Here is a 26,914-nt window from a genome sequence, read left to right as displayed (position 1 = left end):
AACACCCCTACAACTTGAAGTATGACGAGTATTACCAGAGGTCCCTATGTACCACGTTGTTGCTTCAGATTTAGATGGCACCTTGCTGTCTCCCGATCATTTCCTCTCCGCTTATGCGAAAGAAACGTTAAAACTGCTCACGGCCGAAGGCGTTAACTTTGTCTTTGCTACGGGTCGTCATCATATCGACGTGGCGCAAATTCGCGATAACCTTGAGATTAAGGCGTACATGATCACCTCGAACGGGGCTCGTGTGCACGATACCGACGGTAACCTGTTCTTCTCTCACGACCTCGACCACGATATTGCCCAGGACCTGTTTGGCGTGGTGCATAACAATCCGGACATCGTGACCAATGTCTACCGGGGCGACGAATGGTTTATGAACCGCCACCGCCCGGAAGAGATGAAGTATTTCCAGGAAGCTAAATTCAGCTATACCTTGTTTGAGCCGGGCCTGCTGGAAGCGGATGGCGTCAGCAAAGTGTTCTTCACCTGCGACGACCATGACACGCTGCTGCCGCTGGAGCAGGCAATCAATGCCCGCTGGGGTGACCGCGTTAACGTCAGCTTCTCTACGCTCACCTGCCTTGAAGTCATGGCGGGCGGCGTCTCCAAAGGGCATGCGCTGGAAGCGGTCGCAAAAGCGATGGGCTACAGCCTGAAAGAGTGCATTGCCTTTGGCGACGGCATGAACGACGCAGAGATGCTGAGTATGGCCGGCAAGGGCTGCATCATGGGCAACGCTCACCAGCGCCTCAAGGATCTGCTGCCGGATCTCGAGGTTATCGGCACCAACGCCGATAACGCTGTCCCGCACTACCTTCGCAGACTCTTTCTCAACGCGGAGTGATCGGCAAACGGCGAGTGGTCTATTAATAACCATTCGTCAACTAAATAGTTGAGCCGACGTAGCATCCTCTCAGTACAATGGCGCAATCTTGTTGGTTGCGGATTGCTGATTGTGCCATTACTTATCATTACCACCATTCTGTGGGCGTTCTCTTTTAGCCTGATAGGCGAATACCTTGCCGGGCATGTGGACAGCTATTTCTCGGTGCTGATGCGCGTCGGCCTGGCTGCGCTGGTATTTCTGCCGTTTCTGCGTTTTAAGGGCCACCGGCCAAAGACTCTGCTGCTGTACATGCTGGTGGGGGCGCTGCAGCTGGGCGTGATGTACCTCCTTAGCTTCCGCGCCTACATGTACCTTACGGTATCTGAGTTCCTGCTCTTCACCGTGATGACCCCGCTGTATGTCACGCTAATCTACGATCTGCTTAGCGGTAATAAGCTGCGCTGGGGCTATGCGCTGAGCGCCGGGCTGGCGGTTATCGGTGCGGCGATTATTCGCTATGACAAAGTGAGCGATCACTTCTGGATCGGCCTGCTGCTGGTGCAGGGCGCCAATATCTGCTTCGCCATCGGGATGGTGGGCTACAAGCGTTTAATGGAAACCCACCCCATGCCGCAGCACTGCGCGTTTTCCTGGTTCTATCTGGGGGCGTTTATCGTCGCCGTGGCTGCCTGGTTTACGCTCGGTAATCCGCACAAGCTTCCGACCACACATCTACAGTGGGGGATTCTGATCTGGCTTGGCGTCGTGGCTTCCGGGCTGGGCTACTTTATGTGGAACTATGGAGCAACCCAGGTGGATGCCGGCACGCTCGGCATCATGAACAACGTACATGTCCCCGCCGGGCTGCTGGTAAACCTGGCTATCTGGCAGGAACAGCCCCACTGGCCGAGCTTTATCATTGGGGGAACGGTGATAATGGCCTCGCTGTGGGTGCATCGACGTTGGGTCGCTCCGCGTTCTTCACAAACGGTAAATGGTCGCAGGCATGCTGGCGCGTCGAGCGAATAAACGCTTCGGTCACCGGCTGGCGCTGTTCGCCATCGCGAACCGCGGCGTACAGACGGCTCCATAAACCTTCACCCAGGGTTCTGGTGACAATCAGACCCTGGTGTTCAAAACTCTCCACTACCCAGTGCGGCAGCGCGGCAATTCCCATGCGTGCCGCTACCATCTGAATCAGCAGTAACGTGTTATCAACGCTTTTCAATGACGGGCTAACGCCTGCTGGCTGTAAGAAGTTACGCCAGATATCCATGCGCTCGCGCTGTACCGGATAGATAAGCAGCGTCTCAGGCGCTAAATCGCCCGGTTCAATACTCTCTTTTTTCGCCAGCGGATGATCGGTCGCCATCACCAGCCGCACTTCAAAATCAAACATCGGCGAATAGTGCAGCCCACTGCGCGGCAGGATATCTGAAGTCAGGACAATATCCAGTTCACCCTGCTGCAGCGCAGGCTGCGGATCAAATGTCACGCCCGACTTAAAGTCCATCTCCACCTGCGGCCAGTGCTGGCGGAAATTCTCCAGCGCTGGCGTTAGCCACTGAATGCAGCTGTGACACTCAATCGCGATACGCAGGCGTGTCTGGTGCGGCTCATTACAGGCCTGCAGGGCACGGCCGATTTGCGGCAAAACCTGTTCGGCAAGCTGCAGCAGGATCTCTCCCTGCGGCGTAAAGCGAAGCGGCTGACTTTTACGGATAAACAGGCGAAAGCCGAGCCGCTGCTCCAGATCGCTGAACTGGTGCGAGAGGGCAGACTGGGTCTGATGCAGTGCGGCGGCCGCAGCGGCCAGCGAACCGCTGTGTCGTAACGCTTGCAGCGTCCGCAGGTGTTTAATCTCGATCATGAAAGTCCTTCACTTCGCCATGAACAAATTGCGCTTGAGGAATATACAGTACCTGCGGATTATAGCGGTGTAAACATCTGGACGTCTAAATACATCGAACGAATAGGGGAAAGACCATGACAATCCGTAATCACACCCTGGGGTTCCCTCGCGTCGGCCTTAAGCGCGAGTTAAAAAAAGCACAGGAAAGCTACTGGGCAGGGAACACCTCCCGCGAAGAATTACTGGCGGTGGGCCGCGAACTTCGTGCCCGCCACTGGGATCAACAAAAACAGGCAGGCGTAGAGCTGCTGCCGGTGGGCGACTTCGCCTGGTACGACCATGTTCTGACCACCAGCCTGCTGCTTGGTAACGTGCCGGCTCGTCATCAGAACAAAGACGGCAGCGTTGATATTGATACGCTTTTCCGCATTGGCCGTGGCCGTGCGCCAACCGGTGAACCCGCCGCCGCCGCTGAAATGACCAAATGGTTTAACACTAACTATCACTATATGGTGCCGGAATTCACCAAAGGCCAGTCGTTCAAACTGACCTGGACTCAGCTGCTTGAAGAAGTCGATGAAGCCCTGGCGCTGGGCCACAAGGTGAAACCCGTGCTGCTGGGCCCGGTGACTTACCTGTGGTTAGGCAAAGTGAAGGGCGAGCAGTTTGACCGCCTGAGCCTGCTGAAAGAGATTCTGCCGGTCTACCAGCAGGTGCTGGCGGAGCTGGCGAAACGCGGCGTTGAGTGGGTGCAAATCGACGAGCCTGCGCTGGTGCTGGAGCTGCCAAAAGCGTGGCTCGATGCCTTCAAACCGGCCTACGACGCGCTGACCGGCCAGGTGAAACTGCTGCTCACTACCTACTTCGAAGGCGTGGGACCAAATCTGGATACCATCACCGCGCTGCCGGTTCAGGGCCTGCATGTAGACTTTGTGCATGGTAAAGATGATGTGCAAGAGATCCATCAGAAACTGCCTGCCAGCTGGCTGCTGTCTGCGGGCGTGATAAACGGTCGTAACGTCTGGCGTGCCGACCTGACGGAAAAATACGCTCAGCTGAGAGACCTGGTGGGTAAACGTGACCTGTGGGTGGCCTCTTCCTGCTCCCTGCTGCACAGCCCAATCGACCTTAGCGTAGAGACTCGCCTCGATGCAGAAGTGAAAAGCTGGTTTGCCTTCGCCCTGCAGAAGTGTGCCGAGCTGTCTCTGCTGACCGAAGCGTTGAACAGCGGTGATACCGCGAAGCTTGTCGAATGGAGCGCGCCTATTCAGGCTCGCCGTCACTCTAAGCGCGTGCATAACGCCGCCGTGGGTGAACGCCTTGCAAAAATTACGGCTAAGGACAGCCAGCGACACAGCGCCTATACCGCGCGTGCGGCGGCGCAGCGTGAACGCTTTAACCTGCCGGCGTGGCCAACGACGACCATCGGCTCTTTCCCGCAAACCACCGAGATCCGCGGCCTGCGTCTGGACTTCAAGAAAGGCAAGCTGGACGCTAACCACTACCGTACCGGTATTGCCGAACATATTAAGCAGGCGATTGTCGAGCAGGAGCGCCTGGGCCTGGACGTGCTGGTGCACGGCGAAGCCGAGCGTAACGACATGGTTGAGTACTTCGGCGAGCATCTGGACGGCTTCGTATTTACTCAGAACGGCTGGGTGCAGAGCTACGGCTCCCGCTGCGTTAAGCCACCGATTGTTATCGGCGATATCAGCCGCCCTGAGCCAATTACCGTTGAGTGGGCGAAGTACGCACAGTCTCTGACCGACAAACCGGTTAAAGGCATGCTGACAGGCCCGGTAACTATTCTTTGCTGGTCGTTCCCGCGTGAAGATGTTTCCCGTGAGACTATCGCGAAGCAGATTGCGCTGGCTCTGCGTGACGAAGTGGCCGATCTGGAAGCGGTAGGCATCGGCATCATCCAGATCGATGAGCCCGCTCTGCGTGAAGGCTTACCGCTGCGTCAGTCCGACTGGCAGGCTTATCTGGAGTGGGGCGTTGAAGCTTTCCGCCTGAACGCCGCCGTAGTGCGTGACGACACCCAAATCCACACCCATATGTGTTACTGCGAGTTCAACGACATCATGGACTCTATCGCGGCGCTGGATGCAGACGTGATAACCATCGAGACTTCTCGTTCCGATATGGATCTGCTCGAGTCGTTTAAAGAGTTCGAATATCCGAACGAAATCGGGCCTGGCGTGTATGACATTCACTCCCCAAACGTTCCGGATGTGGAGTGGATTGAAGCGCTACTGAAGAAAGCGGCGGAATCCGTTCCGGCAGAACGCCTGTGGGTTAACCCGGACTGCGGCCTGAAAACCCGCGGCTGGCCAGAAACCCGTGCGGCGCTGGCAAACATGGTGCAAGCGGCGCAGAATCTGCGTAGCGCTTGAGGCTAGTCAACGGAGGCAAAAGCCTCCGTTTCTTTTTACATATTCAAACTTACTCTCTTTCATCTTTCTCATTGTTCATTTGTGCAGATACCGGGAATATTGCCTTTACCTTTTTCTGAAAGTCTTTCTTTCTCCCATATTCACCTTGTCACGCTGAATTTTTTCTTGAAAAGCTTACAGCGCAGTTTGTCGTGTTTTGTGAAATAAAAGGATACTTATGAAGCAGCTAAGCGGTGAAAGCTGGGTCAGTCAATTTCAGGGAAGCAGTGACACGCAAACCTTAAGTCCAATATTCCGGGGGAATGTTGATGGCTTTTTGAAAAGTCTTAAAGATGCTGGCGTCAGGATAACCATTTCGGCGACATTACGCCCGCCGGAAAGGGCATATTTAATGCACTGGTGCTGGAAGCTGGCGCGAGGATTGGTTGAGCCAGCCAATATTCCTGAAAAATCGGGTGTCAATATTGAGTGGGTGCATAAAGGCGCGGATGGAAAACCAGACAGAAGCAAAAGTATCAATGCGGCAAAAGCGATGGTTCGCGTCTATGGGATGTCTAATCTCAATGTGGCACCGGCGTTGAAAAGTCGACATACGGAAGGCAATGCCATTGATATGACGCTGTCGTGGATGGGCAATCTGGAAATAAAGGATAATAAAGGCGAGACTACTATTATCAAAACAATGCCCCGTGATGGCATGAATACTCAATTACATGAAGTGGGGAAAAGCTTTGATGTGATAAAATATCACGGCGGTGCTAAAGATAAACCTCATTGGTCAACGGATGGTCGATAAAATGAATAAAAGCCTGATTTTTTGTTCGCTATTCTTTTTGGTTTCCTGCGCTCAGGCTGCGGATAAATATCCAAAAGATGTTACTGAGTTTCTGATAAATGCGGATGATTGCCAGCATTTATCAGGCGAATGGGATTCTGATTTACCAAAAGGGCAGCAAAAGGATATTGAAAAGCAGGTTAATGTTATCTGTGGCAAGGCGAAAGCGCAGCAGGATGCTTTAAGAACTCGCTATCATCATGAAAAAAGTATTCTTGACGTGATTAACGAATACGACTTTTAGATTCCGGTGTTACGACGGGCAGCGACAGACTGCCCGCCGTTGTATGCAGGTTAGGTATCAAACTGCTTCACTTCCTCACGCCATACCGCTTAAACCACGCCAGCATCCTTTCCCAGCCGTCTTTGGCCGACTCTTCATGATAGCTCGGGCGATAATCTGCGTTAAAAGCATGTCCGGCTTCCGGGTAGACAATGATTTCCGCGTTTGCATTTGCTGCCCGCAGCGCCTGGCGCATCGTCTCGACGCTCTCCTGAGAAATGCCCGTATCCTGACCGCCATACAGGCCGAGCACCGGCGCATTCAGATTGACGGCGATATCCACCGGATGATGAGGAGAGTTCAATGTTTTGTCGCCTACCAGCCTGCCGTACCAGGCCACCGCGGCTTTAAGCTGCGGGTTGTGCGCGGCATACAGCCAGGCAATGCGGCCACCCCAGCAAAAACCGGTCACCATCAGGCGGTGCGCATCGCCGCCGTTGCGCGAAGCCCAACTGGCAACGTGGTCAAGATCGCCCAGCACCTGACTGTCCGGGACTTTTGAAACCAGGCCGCTCAGCAATGTTGGAATATCGGCGAAGTCTCCGGGCTCCCCCTGACGAAAATAGAGTTCAGGTGCAATAGCCAGATAACCCTCAAGCGCCAGCCGACGGCACAGATCGCGGATGTGTTCATGCACCCCAAAAATTTCCTGAATGACGATAACCACAGGGAGCGGTCCATCTACATGTTTTGGCCTGGCATGGTAAGCCGGCATATTTTCGCCCTGGCTTGGAATAGAGGTTTCCCCGGAAACAATGGCATCGTCCGGTGTTAATACGACGGTGGGAGCGATGGGTGAGGCCGCCGGTGCGAAGCCTTCGCCAGGTGAGTTATGTGTTGTTTGCTTTTGTTTCATGGTTTTCTCCAAACCAGCATTAGCGCAGTGTGATAACTATAGCCAGGATTAGTAGCAAATCCGGCGGGCAAAAAACGCCGATGCAGTTCAAAAAACAGTCCGACCAATTCTATTGTGTGATTTATGTCACTTTTGTTAATGCAGACAATGTAAATTGTTTCATTCAAAGTGAGCGCCATCACGAAATTATGCTTAGGGGTTCTGTAAAGTACCGCTTTGCTTCTCCTGAAACCTACTGAACAGAGGAGTCTGTTATGTCCAAGTCTGATGTTTTCCATCTCGGCCTCACTAAAAACGATCTGCAAGGGGCTACGCTCGCTATCGTCCCCGGCGATCCTGAGCGTGTGGAAAAAATCGCCGCGCTGATGGACAAGCCGGTTAAGCTGGCTTCCCACCGTGAATTCACCTCCTGGCGCGCCGAACTGGACGGCAAGCCGGTTATTATCTGTTCTACCGGTATCGGCGGCCCGTCCACTTCAATTGCCGTTGAAGAGCTGGCGCAGCTTGGCATCCGCACTTTCCTGCGCGTTGGGACTACCGGCGCCATTCAGCCAAATATCAACGTCGGCGACGTGCTGGTGACGACGGCTTCCGTTCGCCTTGACGGTGCCAGCCTGCACTTTGCGCCAATGGAATACCCGGCTGTGGCTGACTTCGCTTGTACCACTGCGCTGGTTGAAGCGGCAAAAGCCGTAGGCGCAACGACCCATATCGGCGTGACCGCTTCTTCAGACACTTTCTACCCTGGGCAGGAGCGTTACGACACGCTGTCAGGCCGCGTTGTCAGCCGCTTCAAGGGGTCGATGAAAGAGTGGCAGGAGATGGGCGTGATGAACTATGAAATGGAGTCCGCTACTCTGTTGACCATGTGCTCCAGCCAGGGCCTGCGTGCGGGTATGGTTGCCGGGGTTATCGTGAACCGTACTCAGCAAGAGATCCCGAATGCGGAAACCATGAAGAAAACGGAAAGCCACGCGGTGAAAATCGTGGTCGAGGCGGCCCGTCGCCTGCTGTAGTTTTCCCCGTTTTCAATTCGAAGCCGGCGCTCGCCGGCTTTTTTTATGCTTTGCGCAGCGCCTTCCGGAAAATCCCTTTTCATCTGGACATTTATACAGCAGAATTTTATCTTGCCGCTGAGGGCATTGTTTTGGGGGAAGCATGGATATTTCACTGTTGTTTGGGCTGGGCACTGCGCTGGTGGGTTTACTGACCGGTTGGCTTATCGCCAGCCTGCGTGGGGCTCAGCGGCTGGCAGCTTTGCATGAGGAACAGCGTGAAATTTACGGAGAACTTGCCGCCGCGCGTCAGGAGCTTCAGCAAAGCCAGCACTGGCGGGAAGAGTGCGAGCAGCTTAACCGTGAAGTCCGCGCCCAGATGGAAATCAACAGCGGGCAGGAAGCGGATATCCGTGAACTGACGACGCTGCTGGAGCAAACCCGGCTCAGCGCCGAAGATAAGCACCGTCAAATGCTCAACAGCGAGCAGCGCCTGAACGAGCAGTTTGAGAATCTGGCAAACCGTATTTTTGAGCAGAGCGGGCGTAAGGTGGAAGAGCAGAATCGTCAAAGCCTGAATGTGCTTCTTTCGCCGCTTCGCGAGCAGCTCGACGGCTTCCGCCGCCAGGTTCAGGAGAGTTTTGGCCAGGAGGCGCGAGAACGCCATACGCTAACGCATGAAATCCGCAACCTACAGCAGCTTAACGCCCAAATGGCGCAGGAGGCGCTAAACCTCACCAAAGCGCTGAAAGGCGACAATAAAACTCAGGGTAACTGGGGCGAAGTGGTCTTAACTCGCGTGCTCGAAGCTTCTGGCCTGCGCGAAGGCCATGAATATCAGACCCAGGTGAATATCCAGCTTGAAAACAACAGCCGTATGCAGCCGGACGTCATTGTTCGCCTGCCGCAGGGCAAAGACGTTGTTATTGATGCAAAAATGACGCTGGTGGCTTATGAGCGTTACTTCAACGGCGAAGATGATCTCACGCGTGAAAGCGCGCTGAATGATCATATTGCCGCCATCCGCAGCCATATTCGCCTTCTTGGCCGTAAGGATTACCAGCAACTGCCGGGGCTGCGCTCGCTGGATTATGTGCTGATGTTCATCCCGGTTGAGCCTGCCTTCCTGGTGGCAATCGACCGCCAGCCGGAGCTGATTAGCGAGGCGTTGAAAAACAATATTATGCTGGTCAGCCCAACGACGCTGCTGGTGGCGCTGCGTACCATTGCCAATTTATGGCGCTATGAACATCAAAGCCGTAATGCCCAGCAAATCGCCGACCGTGCGGGGCGGCTGTACGACAAAATGCGCCTGTTTGTGGATGACATGTCCGCAATTGGCCAAAGTCTCGATAAGGCGCAGGATAACTATCGCCAGGCGATGAAAAAGCTGTCGTCAGGGCGCGGAAACATTCTGGTTCAGGCGGAGGCGTTTCGCGGGCTGGGTGTCGAAGTGAAACGCGAGATAAATCCCGACTGGGTCGAGCGCGCTCGTCAGGACGATGAAGATGACTCGGCGAGGCTGGGCCATGAAAACGAAGAACCGATAAACGAGCTCAATGAATTAGCGCCACAACCTTCGGCGGACGGTCGCTGAACTGAGCTTTTGTCGCACGGTGATCATAGGGCTTTCGCGCCCATTCTGTTACACTTCCCGAACATTTTCTTGATTAAGCAGGCATTGAGATGGTTGATGAATCCCAGGAGTCCGGATCCCAGGAAACAACGCACTTTGGCTTCCGTACCGTAGCTAAAGAGCAGAAGGTCGATATGGTGGCGAACGTGTTCCACTCGGTTGCGGCAAAATACGACGTGATGAACGATCTGATGTCGTTTGGCATCCACCGGTTGTGGAAACGCTACACCATTGACTGCAGCGGCGTGCGTCGCGGCCAGCGCGTGCTGGACCTGGCTGGCGGCACCGGCGACCTGACGGCGAAGTTCTCTCGCCTGGTGGGCGAAACGGGCGAAGTGGTGCTGGCGGACATCAATGATTCTATGCTGAAAATGGGGCGCGAGAAGCTGCGCAACATCGGCATTGTTGGGAATGTGAGCTACGTGCAGGCGAACGCTGAAGCGCTGCCATTCCCGGACAACACCTTCGACTGCATTACCATCTCCTTTGGCCTGCGTAACGTTACCGATAAAGACGCCGCGCTGCGCTCCATGTTCCGCGTTCTCAAGCCGGGCGGCCGCCTGCTGGTGCTGGAGTTTTCCAAACCGATTTTCGAGCCGCTGAACAAGGCCTACGATGCTTACTCCTTCCATATTTTGCCGCGTATCGGCGAAATGGTGGCGCAGGATGGCGAAAGCTATCGCTATCTGGCGGAGTCCATTCGTATGCATCCCGATCAGGAGACGCTAAAAGGGATGATGGAAGACGCAGGGTTTGAAAACACCACCTTTTACAATATGACCGGTGGGATTGTCGCCCTGCACCGCGGTTATAAATTCTAACCAGGGAGCTGCGATGCCATTTATGCCGCTTATTACCGCCGGAATTGAAGGTGTGCTGAACACCTTCCTCTGGCGTGACCGTAGCCTGAAATCTGCGCGTCAGCGCCTGCAGGGTAAGACGTTGCGCGTTAGCCTGAAGGAGTTCTCTTCGCCGCTGGTGCTGGTGTTTAGTGAACAGCAGCTGGACGTATTAAGCCAGTGGGAAGGTGAGGCGGACTGCAGCGTGACGACACGCATTAGTACCTTGCCTAAGCTGCGTGACCGTCAGCAGCTGACCGCGTTAATTCGTAGCGGCGAGCTTGAGGTTGAGGGTGACATTCAGGTTGTGCAAAATCTGGCATCGCTGATGGATCTTGCGGAGTTTGACCCTGCTGAATTGCTGGCGCCCTATATTGGTGACATTGCCTCTGAAAGCCTCAGTAAAATGGCACGCCGCGGCGGTAACCTGCTGAAGAAAGGTTTTGCCCGTAATCAGCAGTACCTGGGCGAAGCGCTTACCGAAGAGTGGCGCGTGGCGCCAGGCTCACTGGAAGTCGCCTGGTTCGAAGAGGAAACCGCAGCGCTGGCTCGCTCGGTGGATGCGTTCTCCGAACGGCTGGACAAGCTGGAGGGCAAATGACGCCAGGAGAACTTCGTCGTCTTTATTTCATTGTCCGTATCTTCCTCAGCTATGGTCTCGATGAGCTAATCCCAAAAATTCGCCTGACGCTGCCGCTGCGCATTTGGCGTCGTTGTCTGTTCTGGATGCCAAACCGCCACCGTGATAAACCTCTTGGAGAGCGTTTGCGTCTGGCCTTGCAGGAGCTGGGGCCGGTATGGATCAAATTCGGCCAGATGCTGTCGACCCGCCGCGATCTCTTCCCGCCGATCATCGCTGACCAGCTGGCGATGTTGCAGGACAGAGTGGCGCCTTTTGATGGCGAGCTGGCGAAAAAGCAGATTGAACTGGCGATGGGCGGCATTCCCGTCGAGAGCTGGTTTGACGACTTTGACATTAAGCCTCTGGCCTCTGCCTCTATCGCTCAGGTGCACACTGCACGTCTGAAAGAGAGCGGTAAAGAAGTGGTGATTAAGGTGATCCGCCCTGACATCCTGCCGGTGATCAAGGCCGATATGAAGCTTATTTATCGCCTTGCCCGCTGGGTGCCGCGCCTGCTGCCTGATGGCCGTCGTTTGCGCCCGATGGAAGTGGTGCGCGAGTACGAAAAAACGCTGATAGATGAACTTAATCTGCTGCGTGAGGCCGCCAACGCTATCCAGCTGCGCCGCAACTTCGACAATAGCCCGATGCTGTATGTGCCTGAAGTCTATTCGGACTACTGCAGCGAGAACATGATGGTGATGGAGCGGATTTACGGGATCCCGGTCTCCGATACCGTTGCGCTCGAGGCGCAGGGCACAAACATGAAGCTGCTTGCCGAACGTGGCGTGCAGGTCTTCTTTACGCAGGTATTTCGCGACAGCTTTTTCCATGCCGACATGCATCCGGGCAATATCTTCGTTAGCTATGAGCACCCGGAAGATCCGAAATACATTGGTATCGACTGCGGTATCGTTGGCTCATTGAACAAAGACGACAAGCGCTACCTGGCAGAAAACTTTATCGCCTTCTTCAACCGCGATTACCGCAAAGTGGCTGAGCTGCACGTAGACTCAGGTTGGGTGCCGGCAGACACTAACGTTGAAGAGTTCGAGTTTGCGATCCGCACCGTTTGTGAACCTATCTTTGAGAAACCGCTGGCAGAAATCTCCTTTGGCCACGTGCTGCTGAACCTGTTCAATACCGCGCGCCGTTTCAATATGGAAGTTCAGCCACAGCTGGTTTTACTGCAGAAGACCCTTTTATACGTCGAAGGGGTCGGCCGACAGCTCTATCCGCAGCTCGATTTGTGGAAAACGGCGAAACCTTTCCTGGAAAGCTGGATCAAAGATCAGGTTGGTATTCCTGCCCTGGTTCGAGCTTTTAAAGAGAAAGCCCCCTTCTGGGTGGAAAAAATGCCGGAATTGCCGGAACTGGTGTACAACAGTTTGCGCCAGGGCAAGCAATTACAGCACAGCGTTGATAAAATTCAGCGCGACCTGCAACTCCATCACGTGCGTCAGGGACAGTCGCGCTATCTGTTCGGCATTGGCGCCACGCTCATCCTGAGCGGCACGCTGCTGCTGATCAACAAGCCTGAGTGGGACTTTATGCCTGCCTGGCTGATGGCGGGGGGGATCGTTGTCTGGCTGATCGGCTGGCGGCGCTCTGCCTGAACTTTAATCGGAATTAACGGGTGATTGCCGTATAATAGCGGTTCTCATTGCCTTAACATCTTTATAAGGGAGTAGGTATGGGCATCAGTTGGCCACAATTGCTAATCATTGCTGTTATCGTTGTTTTATTGTTTGGCACCAAGAAACTGGGCTCTCTGGGTTCAGATCTCGGCGCGTCCATTAAGGGCTTCAAGAAAGCCATGAGTGACGACGACAGCAAAGAGAACGAAAAGGGTGAGAAGGATGCTGATTTCACAGCGAAATCCCTCTCTGAAAAACCGAGCGACGTGAAAAAAGACGAAGCGAAAAGCAACGATAAAGAGCAGGTATAAGCCGTGTTCGACATTGGTTTCGGCGAACTGCTGCTGGTGTTCGTGATTGGCCTGATTGTACTGGGTCCACAGCGCTTACCGGTGGCGGTCAAAACAGTTGTTGGCTGGGTGCGTGCGCTGCGTTCGCTCGCCACCACGGTGCAGAACGAACTCGCTCAGGAACTGAAGCTGCAGGAGCTGCAGGACAGCCTGAAAAAGGTCGAGAAAGCCAGTATGGACAATCTGACGCCTGAACTTAAGGCGTCGATGGACGAACTGCGCCAGGCCGCCGAGTCGATGAAGCGTTCCTATACCCAGCACGATGCGGAAAAGAACAGTGACGAAGCCCACACCATCCATAATCCGCTGGTGAAGGATGAGCAGCAAAGTCACGAAGGCGTGACGCCAGCGAGTGCGGCACATCAGGCGAGTGCGCCAGATGCGGTACCAACGGAGACGGTTTCGTCGGAACCAGCGGCGGTAGAACCGGCCGTTGAGTCGCAGGTGAAGCCTCTCCCGGAAGCCACCGCTGCTGCAGCCCCTACGCAACCTCCGAGTGAAAAATCGTAACCATGGCTGTTGAAGATACCCAACCGCTCATCAGCCATCTGATTGAGCTGCGTAAGCGCCTGCTGAACAGCATCATCGCCGTGCTGGTGATTTTCCTGGCGCTGGTCTATTTCGCCAACGACATTTATCAGGTGGTCTCTGCGCCGCTGATAAAACATATGCCGTTGGGGTCAACGATGATTGCGACCGATGTCGCCTCGCCGTTCTTTACCCCGATCAAATTAACCATTTACGTATCGGTGTTCCTGGCAGCCCCGGTTATCCTGTACCAGATTTGGGCCTTTATTGCCCCTGCCCTGTACAAGCACGAACGCAAAATGGTGATGCCGCTGCTTTTCTCCAGCACGCTGCTGTTTTATATCGGCATCGCTTTTGCTTACTTCGTCGTCTTCCCGCTTGCCTTTGGTTTCCTGACGAAAACCGCGCCAATAGGGGTTGTGGTGTCGACGGACATCACGAAATATCTCGACTTCGTGATGTCGCTATTTATGGCCTTTGGCGTAGCGTTTGAAGTGCCCGTCGCCATTATTCTGCTGTGCTGGATGGGGGTGACGACGCCAGAATCCCTGAAACAGAAACGTCCTTATATTTTGGTGGGCGCTTTTGTTGTCGGCATGCTGTTAACGCCGCCGGACGTTTTCTCGCAAACCCTTCTGGCGGTGCCGATGTACTGCCTGTTTGAGGTTGGCGTATTCTTCTCCCGCTTCTACGTCGGTAAAGGGCGAAACGGCGATGAAGAAGACGAAACGGAGTCTGAAGAAGAGCGCTCTGAAAAAGAGCAGTAACTCAATAACCGCCCTCAGGGGCGGTTGTCGTTTGGAGGGTGAGATGTTTGATATTGGCGTAAATCTAACCAGTTCGCAATTTGCGAAAGACCATGCGGAAGTGGTCACGCGTGCGTGGCAGGCTGGCCTGAGCGGCATGATGTTGACCGGTACCAACCTCCACGAAAGTGAACAGGCGCTGATTATGGCGCAGCAATATGATAACTGCTGGTCCACGGCGGGGGTGCATCCGCACAATGCCAGCCAGTGGAATGAGACAACGGCCGCCGCCATCCGTAAGTTAGCCACCGCACCTCAGGTTGTCGCCATAGGCGAGTGCGGCCTGGATTTTAACCGTAACTTTTCCACGCCTGCCGAGCAGGAGCGCGCTTTTACCGAGCAGTTGGCGTTGGCCGCCGAGCTGATGATGCCGGTATTTTTGCACTGCCGTGACGCCCACGAGCGTTTTCTGGCGCTGCTGGACCCTTGGCTGGATCAGCTGCCCGGCGTGGTGCTGCACTGCTTCACCGGTACCGAAGCCGAAGCGCGTGATTGCCTGCTACGAGGCCTGTTTATCGGCATTACTGGCTGGGTTTGCGATGAGCGTCGTGGTCTGGCCCTGCGAGAGTTGCTGCCGGTCATCCCGGCTCAGCAGCTGCTGCTGGAAACTGATGCTCCCTATTTGTTGCCCCGGGATCTACAACCAAAACCTGCGTCCCGCCGCAACGAACCCTGTTACCTGCCCCATATCCTCAATAAGGTAGCCGAATGGCGCGGCGAAGACCCGGCCTGGCTTGCGCGGGTAACAGATGACAACGCTCGTCGGTTATTCCGACTGGGTTTTAATCAGGAGAAATTTTAATGAGCTATGCATTTCCCGGTACGTTTCCCGGTCGCCGTATGCGTCGCGTACGCCGCCATGACTTCAGTCGTCGCCTTGTGGCTGAGAACCAGCTGACGGTTAACGACCTTATCTATCCTGTATTTGTCATGGAAGGCCACAACCAGCAGCAGGAAGTGCCGTCAATGCCGGGTGTTTATCGCCTGACGATCGATCAGCTACTGAAAGAAGCAGAGGCTGTGGCGAAGCTGGGGGTGCCGGTGCTCTCCTTGTTCCCGGTTATCGAAGGCGATGGGAAATCGCTGCATGCGGAAGAAGCGTACAACCCAAACGGGCTGGTGCAGCGTGCCGTGCGTGCGCTGAAAGATGCCGTGCCTGAGCTTGGGCTGCTGACTGACGTCGCGCTGGATCCGTATACCACCCACGGGCAGGACGGCGTGATCGATGCTGATGGTTATGTGATTAACGACGTCACCCGCGAGATTCTGGTTCGCCAGGCGCTTTCCCATGCCGAAGCTGGGGCAGAGATCCTGGCACCTAGCGACATGATGGATGGGCGTATCGGCTCTATTCGGGATCGGCTGGAAGCCGATGGGTTTGTGAATACCCAGATCATGTCTTACGCGGCGAAATATGCTTCCTGCTACTACGGGCCTTTCCGTGACGCGATTGGCTCCTCCGGTAACCTGAAAGGCGGCAACAAGAAAACCTACCAGATGGATCCAGCCAACAGCGATGAAGCGCTGCAGGAAGTGGCGCAGGATCTGCAGGAAGGGGCCGACATGGTGATGGTAAAACCGGGGATGCCTTACCTCGACGTTGTGCGCCGCGTGAAAGATACCTTTGGCGTGCCGACCTTCGCCTATCAGGTCTCTGGGGAATACGCCATGCACATGGCGGCGATTCAGAACGGCTGGCTCGCCGAAAAACCGGCAATTATGGAATCTTTGCTGTGCTTCAAGCGTGCCGGAGCCGATGGCGTGCTGACGTACTTCTCAAAACGTGTTGCCCAGTGGTTGCACGACGAGCAGATGCAGCGCTAGTTGCCGCGCAGTGACAAAAAGGCCAGCATTTGCTGGCCTTTGTGCATTAAACCTTACGGAAGTCGGTATTCCTGACGCTTTGCCGCACCTGCTTATTCAATAAGTTCAGCAGCAACATCGAGCGGGCTTCACCGTCCGGCTCGGCAAAAATTGCCTGTAACCCTTCGAAAGCCCCTTCGGTAATCACCACGGTATCGCCGGCATAAGGCGTCTCCGGATCGGTGATATCCCCGGTCTGATAGTGCATCAGCTCATCAATCACTTTTTCCGGCACCGTAGCAGGTTGCGCCCCAAAGCGCACAAAATGGCTGACGCCCCGGGTGGAATGGACCGTGGTGGTATGGATAGACTCCGGATCGAATTCGACAAACATATAGTTCGGGAATAAAGGTTCACTGACCGCAGTTCTCTTGCCACGCACCATTTTCTCGAGCGTGATCATCGGCGTAAGGCAATTTACCGCCTGGCGTTCAAGATGCTCTTTTGCGCGCAGCAATTGCCCACGTTTACAGTACAGAAGATACCAGGATTGCATAATTTCTCTTTTCGCCCGCTTAAGCGCGTCAGAATAACAAAACGTCTTGTGCAGAGATAGACAGCGACAGTATAACCTGGCTGAAGGAGGAAGCAGGCGGCCAGTTTCACGCTCATTTAACAAAAATACAGCATGGCGGCGGTGAAGTCCGTATAATGAAGGCAAAATCCGACGTCACGATAAATTGCATGAAATACCACGACCTACGCGAATTTCTTGCGCTGCTTGAGCAGCAGGGCGAGCTCAAACGTATTACATTGCCTGTCGATCCGAACCTGGAAATGACTGAAATTGCCGATCGCACCCTGCGAGCCGGTGGTCCGGCGTTGCTGTTTGAAAACCCGAAGGGCTACAGGATGCCGGTGCTGTGCAACCTGTTTGGAACGCCAAAGCGCGTGGCCATGGGCATGGGGCAGGAAGATGTTGCCGCCCTGCGTGAAGTCGGAAAACTGCTGGCTTTCCTCAAGGAGCCGGAGCCGCCAAAAGGGTTCCGCGACCTGTTCGACAAACTCCCGCAGTTTAAACAAGTTCTGAATATGCCCACCAAACGCCTGCGTAATGCGCCTTGCCAGGAGCAGGTGTGGGAAGGCGATGAAGTCGACCTGAACCGTATTCCCATTATGCGCTGCTGGCCGGAAGACGTCGCTCCGCTGATTACCTGGGGACTAACGGTGACCCGAGGTCCACACAAAGAGCGCCAGAATTTGGGTATTTACCGCCAGCAGCTGATTGGCAAGAATAAGCTGATTATGCGCTGGTTATCCCACCGCGGCGGTGCTCTTGACTTCCATGAGTGGTGCCTGGCGCATCCCGGCGAACGTTTTCCCGTTTCTGTAGCGCTGGGTGCCGACCCGGCAACGATTCTTGGTGCCGTGACGCCCGTACCGGACACGCTTTCTGAATACGCTTTTGCAGGGTTGCTGCGCGGCACAAAAACCGAGGTTGTTAAGTGTATTTCCAACGATCTTGAGGTGCCCGCGAGCGCGGAAATTGTGCTCGAAGGTTACATTGAGTCAGGCGAAATGGCGCCGGAAGGTCCTTACGGCGACCACACCGGTTACTACAATGAAGTCGACAACTTCCCGGTGTTTACCGTGACTCACGTTACCCAGCGGCAGGATGCGATTTATCATTCCACCTACACGGGACGTCCGCCGGATGAGCCTGCCGTTCTTGGCGTTGCGCTCAATGAAGTGCTGGTGCCGATCCTGCAAAAGCAGTTCCCGGAAATTATTGATTTCTACCTGCCACCGGAAGGATGTTCCTATCGACTGGCTGTAGTGACGATCAAAAAACAGTATGCTGGGCACGCCAAGCGGGTGATGATGGGCGTCTGGTCGTTCCTGCGCCAGTTTATGTACACCAAGTTTGTTATCGTGTGCGATGACGACGTGAATGCGCGTGACTGGAATGATGTTATCTGGGCGATCACTACTCGAATGGATCCCTCCCGTGATACGGTACTGGTGGATAACACGCCGATAGACTATCTGGATTTTGCCTCCCCGGTTTCCGGGTTGGGCTCTAAAATGGGACTGGACGCCACCAATAAATGGCCGGGTGAAACCCACCGTGAATGGGGGCGCCCAATCAAGAAAGATGCTGAAGTATGCGCGCGTATTGATGCAATCTGGGATGAACTGGCTATTTTTGATAACGACAAAGGCGCCTGAGCGGCGACCTTTACGGTTTAGCATTATTGACCCGACAGAGGGAACGCATGACAACCTTAAGCTGTAAAGTGAACTCGGTAGAAGCGATAACCGACACGGTGTATCGCGTTCGATTGCTGCCGGAAGGCGATTTCTCATTCCAGGCCGGGCAGTATTTGATGGTGGTGATGGACGAGCGGGATAAGCGCCCGTTCTCTATGGCATCCACGCCGAGCGAACACGAGTTCATTGAGCTGCACATCGGTGCTTCGGAGCTCAATCTGTATGCTATGGCGGTCATGGACCGTATTCTGAAAGAGCAGGAAATAGTGGTTGATATGCCGCACGGCGATGCGTGGCTGCGCGAAGATGAAGACCGTCCGCTCATTCTGATTGCCGGGGGAACAGGCTTCTCTTACGTACGTTCTATTCTGCTGACGGCGCTGGCGCGTAATCCGCAGCGCGAAATTGCCATTTACTGGGGCGGTCGCGAAGAGAAACACCTCTACGATCTGGCCGAGCTTGAAGGACTGACTCTGCAGCACCAAAACCTGCGTGTTGAAGCCGTGGTTGAGCAGCCGGAAGAGGGCTGGCGTGGTCGCAGTGGGACAGTACTGACCGCCGTTATGCAGGATTACAGTTCACTGAGCGGGCACGATATTTACATCGCAGGCCGTTTCGAAATGGCGAAAATCGCCCGTGAGCTTTTCTGCAATGAGCGCGGTGCGCTGGTGGATCATATGTTCGGCGACGCGTTCTCCTTTATCTAAGGCTCGACGTCGTCAGAAGAAGCCACCGTATCGTCGGTGGTTTTTTTTATTCTTAAGCAATAAAAAACCCGCCCCTGACAGGCGGGAAACACGGCAACTAAACTCAGTTTTTTATTAAACGCGTTCAAATACGGTTGCGATACCCTGACCCAGGCCGATACACATCGTAGCCAGGCCAAACTGCGCGTCGCGACGCTCCATCAGGTTGATAAGCGTGGTGCTGATGCGCGAGCCGGAACAACCAAGCGGGTGGCCCAGGGCGATCGCCCCACCGTTCAGGTTGATCTTCTCGTCGATCTTATCCATCAGCCCCAGATCTTTAATACACGGCAGGATCTGGGCGGCAAACGCTTCGTTCATTTCGAACAAATCGATATCCTGAGCCGTCAGGCCTGCTTTTTTCAGCGCCAGCCTTGAGGCCGGAACCGGGCCGTAACCCATGATGGACGGATCGCAGCCGACGACGGCCATGGAGCGTACGCGAGCGCGGATTTTCAGGCCCAGCTCTTTGGCGCGTGATTCACTCATCAGCAGCATCGCCGATGCGCCATCGGACAGCGCTGACGAGGTGCCTGCGGTGACCGTCCCGTTGACCGGATCAAAAGCAGGCTTCAGCGCCGCCAGGCCTTCAACCGTGGTTTCGGGACGAATCACTTCGTCGAAGTCATAGCGCTTCAGAACGCCGTCGGCATCGTGGCCGCTGGTCGGCATTATTTCAGCTTTAAAATGACCGGCTTCCGTTGCAGCCCAGGCACGCTGATGCGAGCGAGCGGCAAACTGATCCTGCATTTCACGGCTGATGCCGTGCAGGCGGGAGAGCATTTCAGCCGTCAGGCCCATCATGCCCGCAGCTTTTGCGACGTTGCGGCTCAGGCCCGGATGGAAGTCAATGCCGTGGGTCATCGGCACGTGGCCCATGTGCTCCACGCCGCCAATCAGGCAGGCATGCGCGTCGCCGGTTTGGATCATGCGGGCGGCATCGTGCAGCGCCTGCATTGAAGAGCCGCAGAGACGGTTCACCGTAGTGGCGGGGACCGAATGAGGGATTTCAGCCAACAGGGACGCGTTGCGTGCAATATTGAAGCCTTGCTCCAGCGTCTGCTGTACGCAGCCCCAGTAAATATCATCCAGCGCCGCCGCTTCGAGCGCCGGGTTACGGGACAGAATGCTGCGCATCAGGTGCGCAGACAGATCCTCCGCGCGAACGTTGCGGAACGCGCCGCCTTTGGAGCGGCCCATCGGCGTACGGATGGCATCAACGATAACAACCTTTTCCATAATCACTCCTCAGGCGCTTTTCAGGTCACTGGCCGGGCGGGCAGGCTCAACCGGCGGATAGTACGGCTCATTGCGTGATGCTTTGGCCTTCAGGCCTTCAGGCACGGCATACAGCGGGCCGAGGTTTTGGTACTGCTGCGCCATATCGAAATATTTCGCGCTGCCCAGGGTGTCCAGCCAGCGGAATGCACCGCCGTGGAACGGAGGGAAACCGAGGCCGTAAACCAGCGCCATGTCGGCTTCTGCCGGGCTGGCAATCACGCCTTCTTCGAGGCAGCGAACGACTTCGTTGACCATCGGGATCATCATGCGGGCGATAATTTCTTCGTCGCTGAAGCTGCGCTTAGGCTGGCTAACTTCTGCCAGCAGGCCGTCGACAGCCTCGTCCTGCTCTTTGCGCGGTTTACCTTTTTTGTCTTCTTTAAAGCGGTAGAAGCCCTGCTGGGTTTTCTGGCCGTAGCGTCCGGCATCGAAAAGAACGTCGATAGCGTCGCGGTAATCTTTGCTCATACGCTGTGGGAAGCCGGCGGCCATTACCGCCTGGGCGTGATGAGCGGTATCAATCCCGACCACATCCAGCAGATAAGCCGGGCCCATCGGCCAGCCGAACTGTTTTTCCATCACTTTATCAATCTGGCGGAAATCAGCGCCGTCGCGCAGCAGCTGGCTAAAGCCTGCGAAGTAGGGGAAGAGCACGCGGTTTACAAAGAAGCCCGGGCAGTCGTTCACCACGATAGGCGTTTTGCCCATCTTGCTCGCCCACGCCACCACTTTGGCAATAGTGACGTCCGAGGTTTTTTCTCCGCGAATGACTTCAACCAGCGGCATGCGGTGAACCGGGTTAAAGAAGTGCATGCCGCAGAAGTTTTCCGGGCGTTTAAGCACGTTTGCCAGCTCGCTGATAGGAATGGTGGAGGTGTTGGAAGCCAGGACGGCATCCGGGCGAACCTTGTCTTCGGTTTCTGCCAGCACCGCCTTTTTCACTTTTGGGTTCTCAACAACGGCTTCCACAACGACGTCTACGCGCTCAAACCCGGCATATTCCAGCGTCGGCTGAATGGTTGAGATAACCTGAGCCAGTTTCATGCCGTCAATTTTGCCGCGCTCAAGCTGCTTGTTCAGCAGCTTGCTGGCTTCATTAATACCTAATGCCAGCGACTTCTCGTTGATGTCCTTCATTAATACCGGCACGCCTTTCCAGGCTGACTGGTAAGCAATGCCGCCGCCCATAATGCCTGCGCCCAGCACGGCTGCGTGTTCAGGCGTTTCGATATCTTTGGTGAGCTTTTTCGCTTTGCCTTTAACGAACTGATCGTTCAAAAAGATGCCGACCAGCGCGCGGGCTTCATTGGAGCGAGCCAGCGGCACAAAGCTTTGGGTCTCAAGCTTCAGGGCTTCATCGCGGCCAAGGCCTGCGGCGGCTTCAATCGTTTTTACCGCGGTCATCGGGGCTGGATAATGCTTGCCGGCGATCTGTGCCACCATGCCTTTGGCGATGGTAAAGCTCATGCCGGCTTCAATTTTGCTCAGTTTCAGAGGCTGCAGTTTCGGCGCGCGTTTAGCCTGCCAGTCCAGCTCGCCTTTGATTGCCTGGCGCAGAATCGCCAGCGCACCGTCGCGCAGCTTTTCGGTTTTTACTACGCCATCAACCAGCCCCAGTTTTTGCGCTTCTGCTGCGCTGACATCTTTGCCCGCGGTAATAATTTCAAGCGCGCTATCGGCACCCAACAGGCGAGGCAGGCGAACGGAACCGCCGAAGCCGGGCATGATGCCTAATTTGGTTTCCGGCAGGCCAATGCGGGCATCCGCTGTCGCCAACCGGTAATCCGTCGCCAGTACGCATTCGCATCCACCACCCAGCGCATAGCCATTCACGGCGGCGATGGTCGGGACAGGCAGATCTTCCAGGCGGTTAAATACGCTGTTGGCAAACTGCAGCCAATGGGTCAGCTGTTCAGCGGGCACCAGGAACAGCGACAGGAATTCGGTAATGTCGGCGCCAACGATAAAGGCGGACTTGCTCGAGCTCAGCAGCAGGCCTTTGAGATTGGGCTGTTTTTCAAGCACGGCCAGCGCTTCGCCGAGGCTGGCAACGGTCGCCGTATCCAGCTTGTTGACGGAGCCGGGGGCATCAAACACCAGTTCGGCGATGCCGTCTTCCAGCCAGTCGAGATGTAGGGTTTCACCTTGGTAGAGCATGTCAGTCTCCTGAATCCAGCAATGGGATCTGGTCGTACCAGATGAAGCGGAGTGTGGGATTGATGTTAATGAAATGCAAATTTCTCTTTAAATATTTGCAAACTCGATCACAGGAGGCGGAAATAACTCGACGGTTTGTCCGGTATGCTAAGATGCGTGGCGAACAGGTACAAAAACAGAAGGATAAATTATGGAATCACTGGCCGCGCTGTACAAAGATCATGTGGCAACGCTACAGGAGCGTACCCGCAACGTTCTGGCGCGTTTTAACCTTGATGCATTGCTTATTCACTCCGGGGAGCTGTTCAACGTCTTCCTTGATGACCATGCCTATCCGTTTAAAGTTAACCCGCAGTTTAAGGCGTGGGTCCCGGTGACTCAGGTACCAAACTGCTGGTTGCTGGTGGACGGCGTGAACAAGCCGAAGCTGTGGTTCTATCTGCCGGTAGATTACTGGCACAACGTTGAGCCGCTGCCGGAATCCTTCTGGACCGATGATATTGAAGTGATAGCCCTGCCAAAAGCAGACGTTATCGGTAGCCAGCTGCCCGCTGCTCGCGGCAACATCGGCTACATTGGCCCGGTGCCGGAGCGCGCTTTACAGCTGGATATCACCCCAGCCAATATCAACCCGAAAGGGGTTATCGATTACCTGCATTACTACCGCGCTTATAAAACGGACTACGAGCTGTCCTGCATGCGTGAAGCGCAGAAAACTGCGGTCGTGGGCCACCGTGCCGCGCATGAAGCTTTCCTTTCCGGTATGAGCGAGTTCGATATTAACATCGCCTACCTGACGGCGACCGGCCACCGCGATACCGACGTGCCTTATGGCAATATTGTGGCGCTCAATGAGCATGCCTCGGTGCTGCACTACACTAAACTGGATCACCGCGTACCTGCGGAAATCCGCAGCTTCCTGCTGGATGCCGGGGCTGAATATAACGGCTATGCCGCCGACCTGACTCGCACCTGGACAACCCAAAGCGACAGCGATTTTGCTCACCTGATTAAAGACGTCAACGAAGAGCAGCTGGCGCTTATCGATACTCTGAAGTCCGGCGTGCGCTATACCGACTATCACATTCAGTTCCATCAGCGCCTGGCAAAACTGCTGCGTCGCCACAAGCTGGTGAACGACATCAGTGAAGAAGCGATGCTGGAAGCAGGGATCACCACGCCGTTTATGCCGCATGGTATCGGGCATCCGCTGGGCCTGCAGGTTCACGACGTGGCTGGCTTTATGCAGGACGATAGCGGAACGCACCTGGCCGCGCCTTCTCAGCATCCTTACCTGCGCTGTACCCGGGTGCTGGAACCACGCATGGTAGTGACCATTGAGCCAGGCCTGTACTTCATTGAGTCACTGCTGGCGCCGTGGCGTGAAGGTCAGTACAGCAAACACTTCGACTGGGAGCGGATTGAAGCCCTGAAGCCGTTTGGCGGGATCCGCATTGAAGATAACGTCGTTATCTACGAAAACAGCATCGAAAACATGACGCGTAACCTTAAGCTCGCGTAATGGAGAGCTGGCCAATCCCCGCTGAGCCTCTTACGGTTAGCGAGGAGATTAAAAAAAGCCGCTTTATTACCTGTGTCGCCCATACCGACGGGGTGATAGCGGCTAAGGCGTTTGTTGAGAAGGTACGGGCTGAACACCCGGACGCCCGGCACCATTGCTGGGCGTGGGTTGCCGGAGCCCCGGATGATTCACAGCAGCTTGGCTTTTCGGATGACGGTGAGCCTGCCGGCACCGCAGGGAAGCCCATGCTGGCGCAGCTGATGGGGAAAGGGATTGGGGAAATCACCGCGGTTGTTGTGCGCTACTACGGCGGGGTGAAGTTAGGCACAGGTGGCCTGGTTAAGGCCTATGGCGGTGGCGTGCAGCTGGCGTTAAACCAGCTACCGACGGTGCTCAAAGTGCCCTTAACCGAATACACTTTGCAGTGTGACTATTCGCAGCTGACGGGGGTGGAAGCGCTGCTCAGGCAAAGCGATGGTCTTATCCTGGAGAGCAGCTTCGAGGCCGCCGTCGCTCTGCGTGTCGCTTTGCCGCAAACCCAGGTGGCCACCTTCAGCGCCAGGCTGGGTGATTTTAGCCGCGGTGCATTGCATTTATTGCCGATTGAACAATAATCCCACCTCGTTATTTATAGATATTATAGGAAGCGGCTGAAATGCATTTTCGCGCCATTACCCGAATCGTTGGTCTGCTGGTTATTCTCTTTTCCGGAACCATGATTCTCCCCGGCTTAGTGGCTCTACTCTATCGTGACGGTGCCGGCCGCGCCTTTACCCAAACCTTTTTTGTCGCCCTGGCAATAGGCTCTCTGCTGTGGTGGCCGAACCGTCGGGAGAAAAGGGATCTCAAACCGAAAGAAGGTTTCCTGATCGTGGTGCTGTTCTGGACCGTGCTGGGCAGCGTGGGTGCGCTACCTTTTGTTTTCGCCGAGCGGCCAAACCTGACGGTCACAGACGCCTTTTTTGAATCCTTCTCGGGCTTGACGACCACCGGCGCGACAACGCTGGTGGGTCTGGACTCTTTACCTCACGCTATTCTCTTCTATCGCCAGATGCTTCAGTGGTTCGGCGGGATGGGGATCATCGTCCTCGCGGTGGCTATCTTGCCTATTCTTGGCGTTGGGGGCCTGCAGCTCTATCGGGCAGAAATGCCGGGGCCACTAAAAGATAACAAGATGCGCCCACGTATTGCCGAAACGGCAAAGACGCTGTGGCTTATTTACGTCCTGCTGACGATTGCCTGCGCGCTTGCGCTTTGGTTTGCCGGTATGCCGGCATTTGACGCCATCGGGCATAGCTTCTCTACTATTGCGATTGGCGGCTTCTCGACTCATGACGCCAGCGTCGGCTACTTCAATAGCCCGACAATCAATACCATCATCGCTATCTTCCTGCTGATCTCAGGCTGTAACTACAGCCTGCACTTCTCCTTGCTCAGCGGACGCAGCCTGAAGGTGTACTGGCGTGACCCGGAATTTCGGATGTTCATCGGCGTGCAGCTATCGCTGGTTCTGGTTTGTACGCTGGTGCTTTGGTTCCACAATACCTACCAGTCAGCCTGGCAGACGCTGAACCAGGCCTTCTTCCAGGTTGTCTCAATGGCGACAACTGCGGGCTTTACCACGGACAGCATTGCCCGCTGGCCGCTATTCTTGCCGGTATTGCTGCTCTGTTCTGCTTTTATCGGTGGCTGTGCGGGCTCTACCGGGGGCGGCCTGAAAGTTATTCGTATCCTGCTGCTGTTCAAACAGGGCAACCGTGAGCTGAAACGCCTGGTGCACCCGAACGCTGTTTATAGCATTAAGCTTGGGAACCGAGCCCTGCCGGAACGCATCCTCGAAGCCGTATGGGGGTTCTTCTCTGCTTATGCGCTGGTGTTTATCGTCAGCATGCTGGCCATCATCGCGACCGGCGTCGATGACTTTTCGGCATTCGCCTCTGTTGCTGCAACGCTGAATAACCTTGGTCCCGGTCTTGGCGTGGTGGCGGATAACTTTGCCAGCATGAATCCCGTTGCCAAATGGATCCTGATCGCGAATATGCTGTTTGGTCGTCTTGAAGTGTTTACCCTGTTAGTACTGTTCACGCCTACTTTCTGGCGCGAGTAACCGGAGCCTGTGTGAAAACCCTAATTCTGTTTTCGACCCGAGATGGTCAAACTCGTGAGATTGCGTCTTATATCTCTTCTGAACTGAAAGAGCTGGGCGTTGAGAGTGATGTGGTGAATCTTCATCGCTGTGAGGATATTGCCTGGGCTAACTATGACCGGGTGGTTATTGGCGCTTCTATTCGCTACGGGCATTTCCACGCCTCCGTTAATGCGTTTGTGAAAAAATACCAGCAGCAGCTGAAGGCGCGAGCAAGTGCATTCTTCTCGGTTAACCTTGTTGCGCGCAAACCAGAGAAACGTTCCCCGCAAACAAACTCCTACACACGTAAGTTTTTGCTCAATTCGGTCTGGCAACCCGATCATTGTGCAGTCTTTGCCGGAGCGCTGCGCTACCCGCGCTATGGCTGGCTGGACCGCCTCATGATCCGCCTGATTATGAAAATGACCGATGGTGAAACCGATACAAGTAAAGAAGTGGTTTATACCGATTGGCAGCAGGTAGCCCGTTTTGCCCATGAAATCGAACAGTTAAGCACCAAATAGTGTTGTAAATAA

The 26,914-nt window shown here is 55.1% G+C and carries 26 protein-coding genes; 21 read left to right on the top strand and 5 right to left on the bottom strand.

Translation table 11 applies throughout. The annotated features are described in order from the left end of the window. Positions 1–46 precede the first annotated feature (46 nt). Complete coding sequence (gene yigL / locus EL098_RS21450) at positions 47–853, top strand: sugar/pyridoxal phosphate phosphatase YigL (protein WP_126358008.1); 807 nt, start codon at positions 47–49, stop codon at positions 851–853. 111 nt (positions 854–964) lie between these two features. After that, entirely contained in the window at positions 965–1,864 is a 900-nt protein-coding gene (locus tag EL098_RS21445; protein WP_126358007.1) for a carboxylate/amino acid/amine transporter, read from the top strand. On the opposite strand, the gene metR is transcribed toward EL098_RS21445, so the two are convergent. Next, positions 1,752–2,705 carry an HTH-type transcriptional regulator MetR gene (metR, locus tag EL098_RS21440; protein ID WP_126358006.1) on the bottom strand — a complete coding sequence of 318 codons (954 nt, stop codon included), beginning with the start codon at positions 2,703–2,705 and terminating at the stop codon, positions 1,752–1,754. The two genes, EL098_RS21445 and metR, sit on opposite strands and share 113 nt — an antisense overlap. Positions 2,706–2,821: 116 nt before the next feature. On the opposite strand from metR, the gene metE reads away from it, so the two are divergent. The 3 genes from metE (at position 2,822) to EL098_RS21425 (ending at position 6,162) form a co-directional block, all read left to right on the top strand. Beyond that, positions 2,822–5,083, top strand: a complete 2,262-nt coding sequence (gene metE / locus EL098_RS21435; RefSeq protein ID WP_126358005.1) for a 5-methyltetrahydropteroyltriglutamate--homocysteine S-methyltransferase — start codon at positions 2,822–2,824, stop codon at positions 5,081–5,083. Positions 5,084–5,300: 217 nt separating this feature from the next. After that, complete coding sequence (locus tag EL098_RS21430; RefSeq protein ID WP_232012262.1) at positions 5,301–5,879, top strand: peptidoglycan-binding domain-containing protein; 579 nt, start codon at positions 5,301–5,303, stop codon at positions 5,877–5,879. A gap of 1 nt (position 5,880) precedes the next feature. After that, entirely contained in the window at positions 5,881–6,162 is a 282-nt protein-coding gene (locus EL098_RS21425; protein ID WP_232012261.1) for a hypothetical protein, read from the top strand. A 67-nt stretch (positions 6,163–6,229) separates the two neighbouring features. On the opposite strand, the gene EL098_RS21420 is transcribed toward EL098_RS21425, so the two are convergent. Beyond that, positions 6,230–7,057 (bottom strand): dienelactone hydrolase family protein, encoded by an 828-nt coding sequence (locus EL098_RS21420; protein WP_126358003.1) that lies wholly within the window; start codon positions 7,055–7,057, stop codon positions 6,230–6,232. A 254-nt stretch (positions 7,058–7,311) separates the two neighbouring features. Between EL098_RS21420 and udp the strand changes: the two genes are divergently transcribed. The 10 genes from udp (at position 7,312) to hemB (ending at position 16,294) form a co-directional block, all read left to right on the top strand. Continuing rightward, on the top strand, positions 7,312–8,073 hold the full coding sequence (gene udp / locus EL098_RS21415) for a uridine phosphorylase (RefSeq protein ID WP_008455474.1): 762 nt from the start codon (positions 7,312–7,314) through the stop codon (positions 8,071–8,073). A 142-nt stretch (positions 8,074–8,215) separates the two neighbouring features. Beyond that, positions 8,216–9,649 carry a DNA recombination protein RmuC gene (gene rmuC / locus EL098_RS21410; RefSeq protein WP_126358002.1) on the top strand — a complete coding sequence of 478 codons (1,434 nt, stop codon included), beginning with the start codon at positions 8,216–8,218 and terminating at the stop codon, positions 9,647–9,649. Positions 9,650–9,738: 89 nt separating this feature from the next. Further along, positions 9,739–10,509, top strand: a complete 771-nt coding sequence (gene ubiE / locus EL098_RS21405) for a bifunctional demethylmenaquinone methyltransferase/2-methoxy-6-polyprenyl-1,4-benzoquinol methylase UbiE (protein ID WP_126358001.1) — start codon at positions 9,739–9,741, stop codon at positions 10,507–10,509. Between the two features lie 13 nt (positions 10,510–10,522). Continuing rightward, positions 10,523–11,128, top strand: coding sequence for a ubiquinone biosynthesis protein UbiJ (gene ubiJ, locus EL098_RS21400; protein WP_126358000.1), 606 nt, complete (start codon positions 10,523–10,525; stop codon positions 11,126–11,128). Beyond that, on the top strand, positions 11,125–12,765 hold the full coding sequence (gene ubiB / locus EL098_RS21395) for a ubiquinone biosynthesis regulatory protein kinase UbiB (protein ID WP_126357999.1): 1,641 nt from the start codon (positions 11,125–11,127) through the stop codon (positions 12,763–12,765). The genes ubiJ and ubiB overlap by 4 nt, the downstream gene beginning before the upstream one ends. Positions 12,766–12,842: 77 nt before the next feature. After that, positions 12,843–13,097, top strand: a complete 255-nt coding sequence (gene tatA / locus EL098_RS21390) for a Sec-independent protein translocase subunit TatA (RefSeq protein WP_126357998.1) — start codon at positions 12,843–12,845, stop codon at positions 13,095–13,097. Between the two features lie 3 nt (positions 13,098–13,100). Next, complete coding sequence (gene tatB / locus EL098_RS21385) at positions 13,101–13,646, top strand: Sec-independent protein translocase protein TatB (protein WP_126357997.1); 546 nt, start codon at positions 13,101–13,103, stop codon at positions 13,644–13,646. 2 nt (positions 13,647–13,648) lie between these two features. Then, positions 13,649–14,431, top strand: coding sequence for a Sec-independent protein translocase subunit TatC (tatC, locus tag EL098_RS21380; protein ID WP_126357996.1), 783 nt, complete (start codon positions 13,649–13,651; stop codon positions 14,429–14,431). A 43-nt stretch (positions 14,432–14,474) separates the two neighbouring features. After that, positions 14,475–15,272: a 3'-5' ssDNA/RNA exonuclease TatD gene (gene tatD / locus EL098_RS21375; protein WP_126357995.1), complete on the top strand. Its 798-nt coding sequence runs from the start codon at positions 14,475–14,477 to the stop codon at positions 15,270–15,272. Then, positions 15,272–16,294: a porphobilinogen synthase gene (gene hemB / locus EL098_RS21370; RefSeq protein WP_126357994.1), complete on the top strand. Its 1,023-nt coding sequence runs from the start codon at positions 15,272–15,274 to the stop codon at positions 16,292–16,294. Before tatD ends, hemB begins: the two co-directional genes overlap by 1 nt. A gap of 46 nt (positions 16,295–16,340) precedes the next feature. On the opposite strand, the gene rfaH is transcribed toward hemB, so the two are convergent. Beyond that, positions 16,341–16,829 (bottom strand): transcription/translation regulatory transformer protein RfaH, encoded by a 489-nt coding sequence (gene rfaH, locus EL098_RS21365; RefSeq protein ID WP_126357993.1) that lies wholly within the window; start codon positions 16,827–16,829, stop codon positions 16,341–16,343. A 179-nt stretch (positions 16,830–17,008) separates the two neighbouring features. Here rfaH and ubiD point away from each other — a divergent pair, with 179 nt between their 5' ends. Together ubiD and fre are read left to right on the top strand one after the other, a co-directional pair. Next, positions 17,009–18,502 (top strand): 4-hydroxy-3-polyprenylbenzoate decarboxylase, encoded by a 1,494-nt coding sequence (gene ubiD, locus EL098_RS21360; protein ID WP_126358525.1) that lies wholly within the window; start codon positions 17,009–17,011, stop codon positions 18,500–18,502. A 47-nt stretch (positions 18,503–18,549) separates the two neighbouring features. Next, positions 18,550–19,251 carry an NAD(P)H-flavin reductase gene (gene fre, locus EL098_RS21355; protein WP_126357992.1) on the top strand — a complete coding sequence of 234 codons (702 nt, stop codon included), beginning with the start codon at positions 18,550–18,552 and terminating at the stop codon, positions 19,249–19,251. Between the two features lie 114 nt (positions 19,252–19,365). Here fre and fadA read toward each other — a convergent pair whose 3' ends face one another. Next, the gene (gene fadA / locus EL098_RS21350; protein WP_126357991.1) at positions 19,366–20,529 is read right to left on the bottom strand and encodes an acetyl-CoA C-acyltransferase FadA; all 1,164 of its coding nucleotides are present in this window, start codon (positions 20,527–20,529) and stop codon (positions 19,366–19,368) included. A 9-nt stretch (positions 20,530–20,538) separates the two neighbouring features. Further along, positions 20,539–22,728, bottom strand: a complete 2,190-nt coding sequence (gene fadB, locus EL098_RS21345; RefSeq protein ID WP_126357990.1) for a fatty acid oxidation complex subunit alpha FadB — start codon at positions 22,726–22,728, stop codon at positions 20,539–20,541. Between the two features lie 190 nt (positions 22,729–22,918). Here fadB and pepQ point away from each other — a divergent pair, with 190 nt between their 5' ends. Genes pepQ through hemG form a run of 4 tightly spaced genes read left to right on the top strand, consistent with a single transcriptional unit; the run spans position 22,919 to position 26,902 of the window. Further along, on the top strand, positions 22,919–24,250 hold the full coding sequence (gene pepQ / locus EL098_RS21335) for a Xaa-Pro dipeptidase (RefSeq protein ID WP_126357989.1): 1,332 nt from the start codon (positions 22,919–22,921) through the stop codon (positions 24,248–24,250). Continuing rightward, on the top strand, positions 24,250–24,864 hold the full coding sequence (locus tag EL098_RS21330) for an IMPACT family protein (RefSeq protein WP_126357988.1): 615 nt from the start codon (positions 24,250–24,252) through the stop codon (positions 24,862–24,864). The genes pepQ and EL098_RS21330 overlap by 1 nt, the downstream gene beginning before the upstream one ends. A gap of 41 nt (positions 24,865–24,905) precedes the next feature. Continuing rightward, a complete protein-coding gene (gene trkH / locus EL098_RS21325) occupies positions 24,906–26,357 on the top strand; it encodes a Trk system potassium transporter TrkH (protein WP_126357987.1) in 1,452 nt (483 codons plus the stop codon). An 11-nt stretch (positions 26,358–26,368) separates the two neighbouring features. Then, positions 26,369–26,902 carry a menaquinone-dependent protoporphyrinogen IX dehydrogenase gene (gene hemG, locus EL098_RS21320; protein WP_126357986.1) on the top strand — a complete coding sequence of 178 codons (534 nt, stop codon included), beginning with the start codon at positions 26,369–26,371 and terminating at the stop codon, positions 26,900–26,902. Positions 26,903–26,914: the final 12 nt, after the last annotated feature.

It is taken from the genome of Cedecea lapagei, from assembly GCF_900635955.1.
GTDB classification, from domain to species: Bacteria; Pseudomonadota; Gammaproteobacteria; order Enterobacterales; family Enterobacteriaceae; genus Cedecea; species Cedecea lapagei.
Note: the sequence above shows the minus strand (reverse complement) of the source record. Positions and strands in the feature narration are given on the sequence as shown.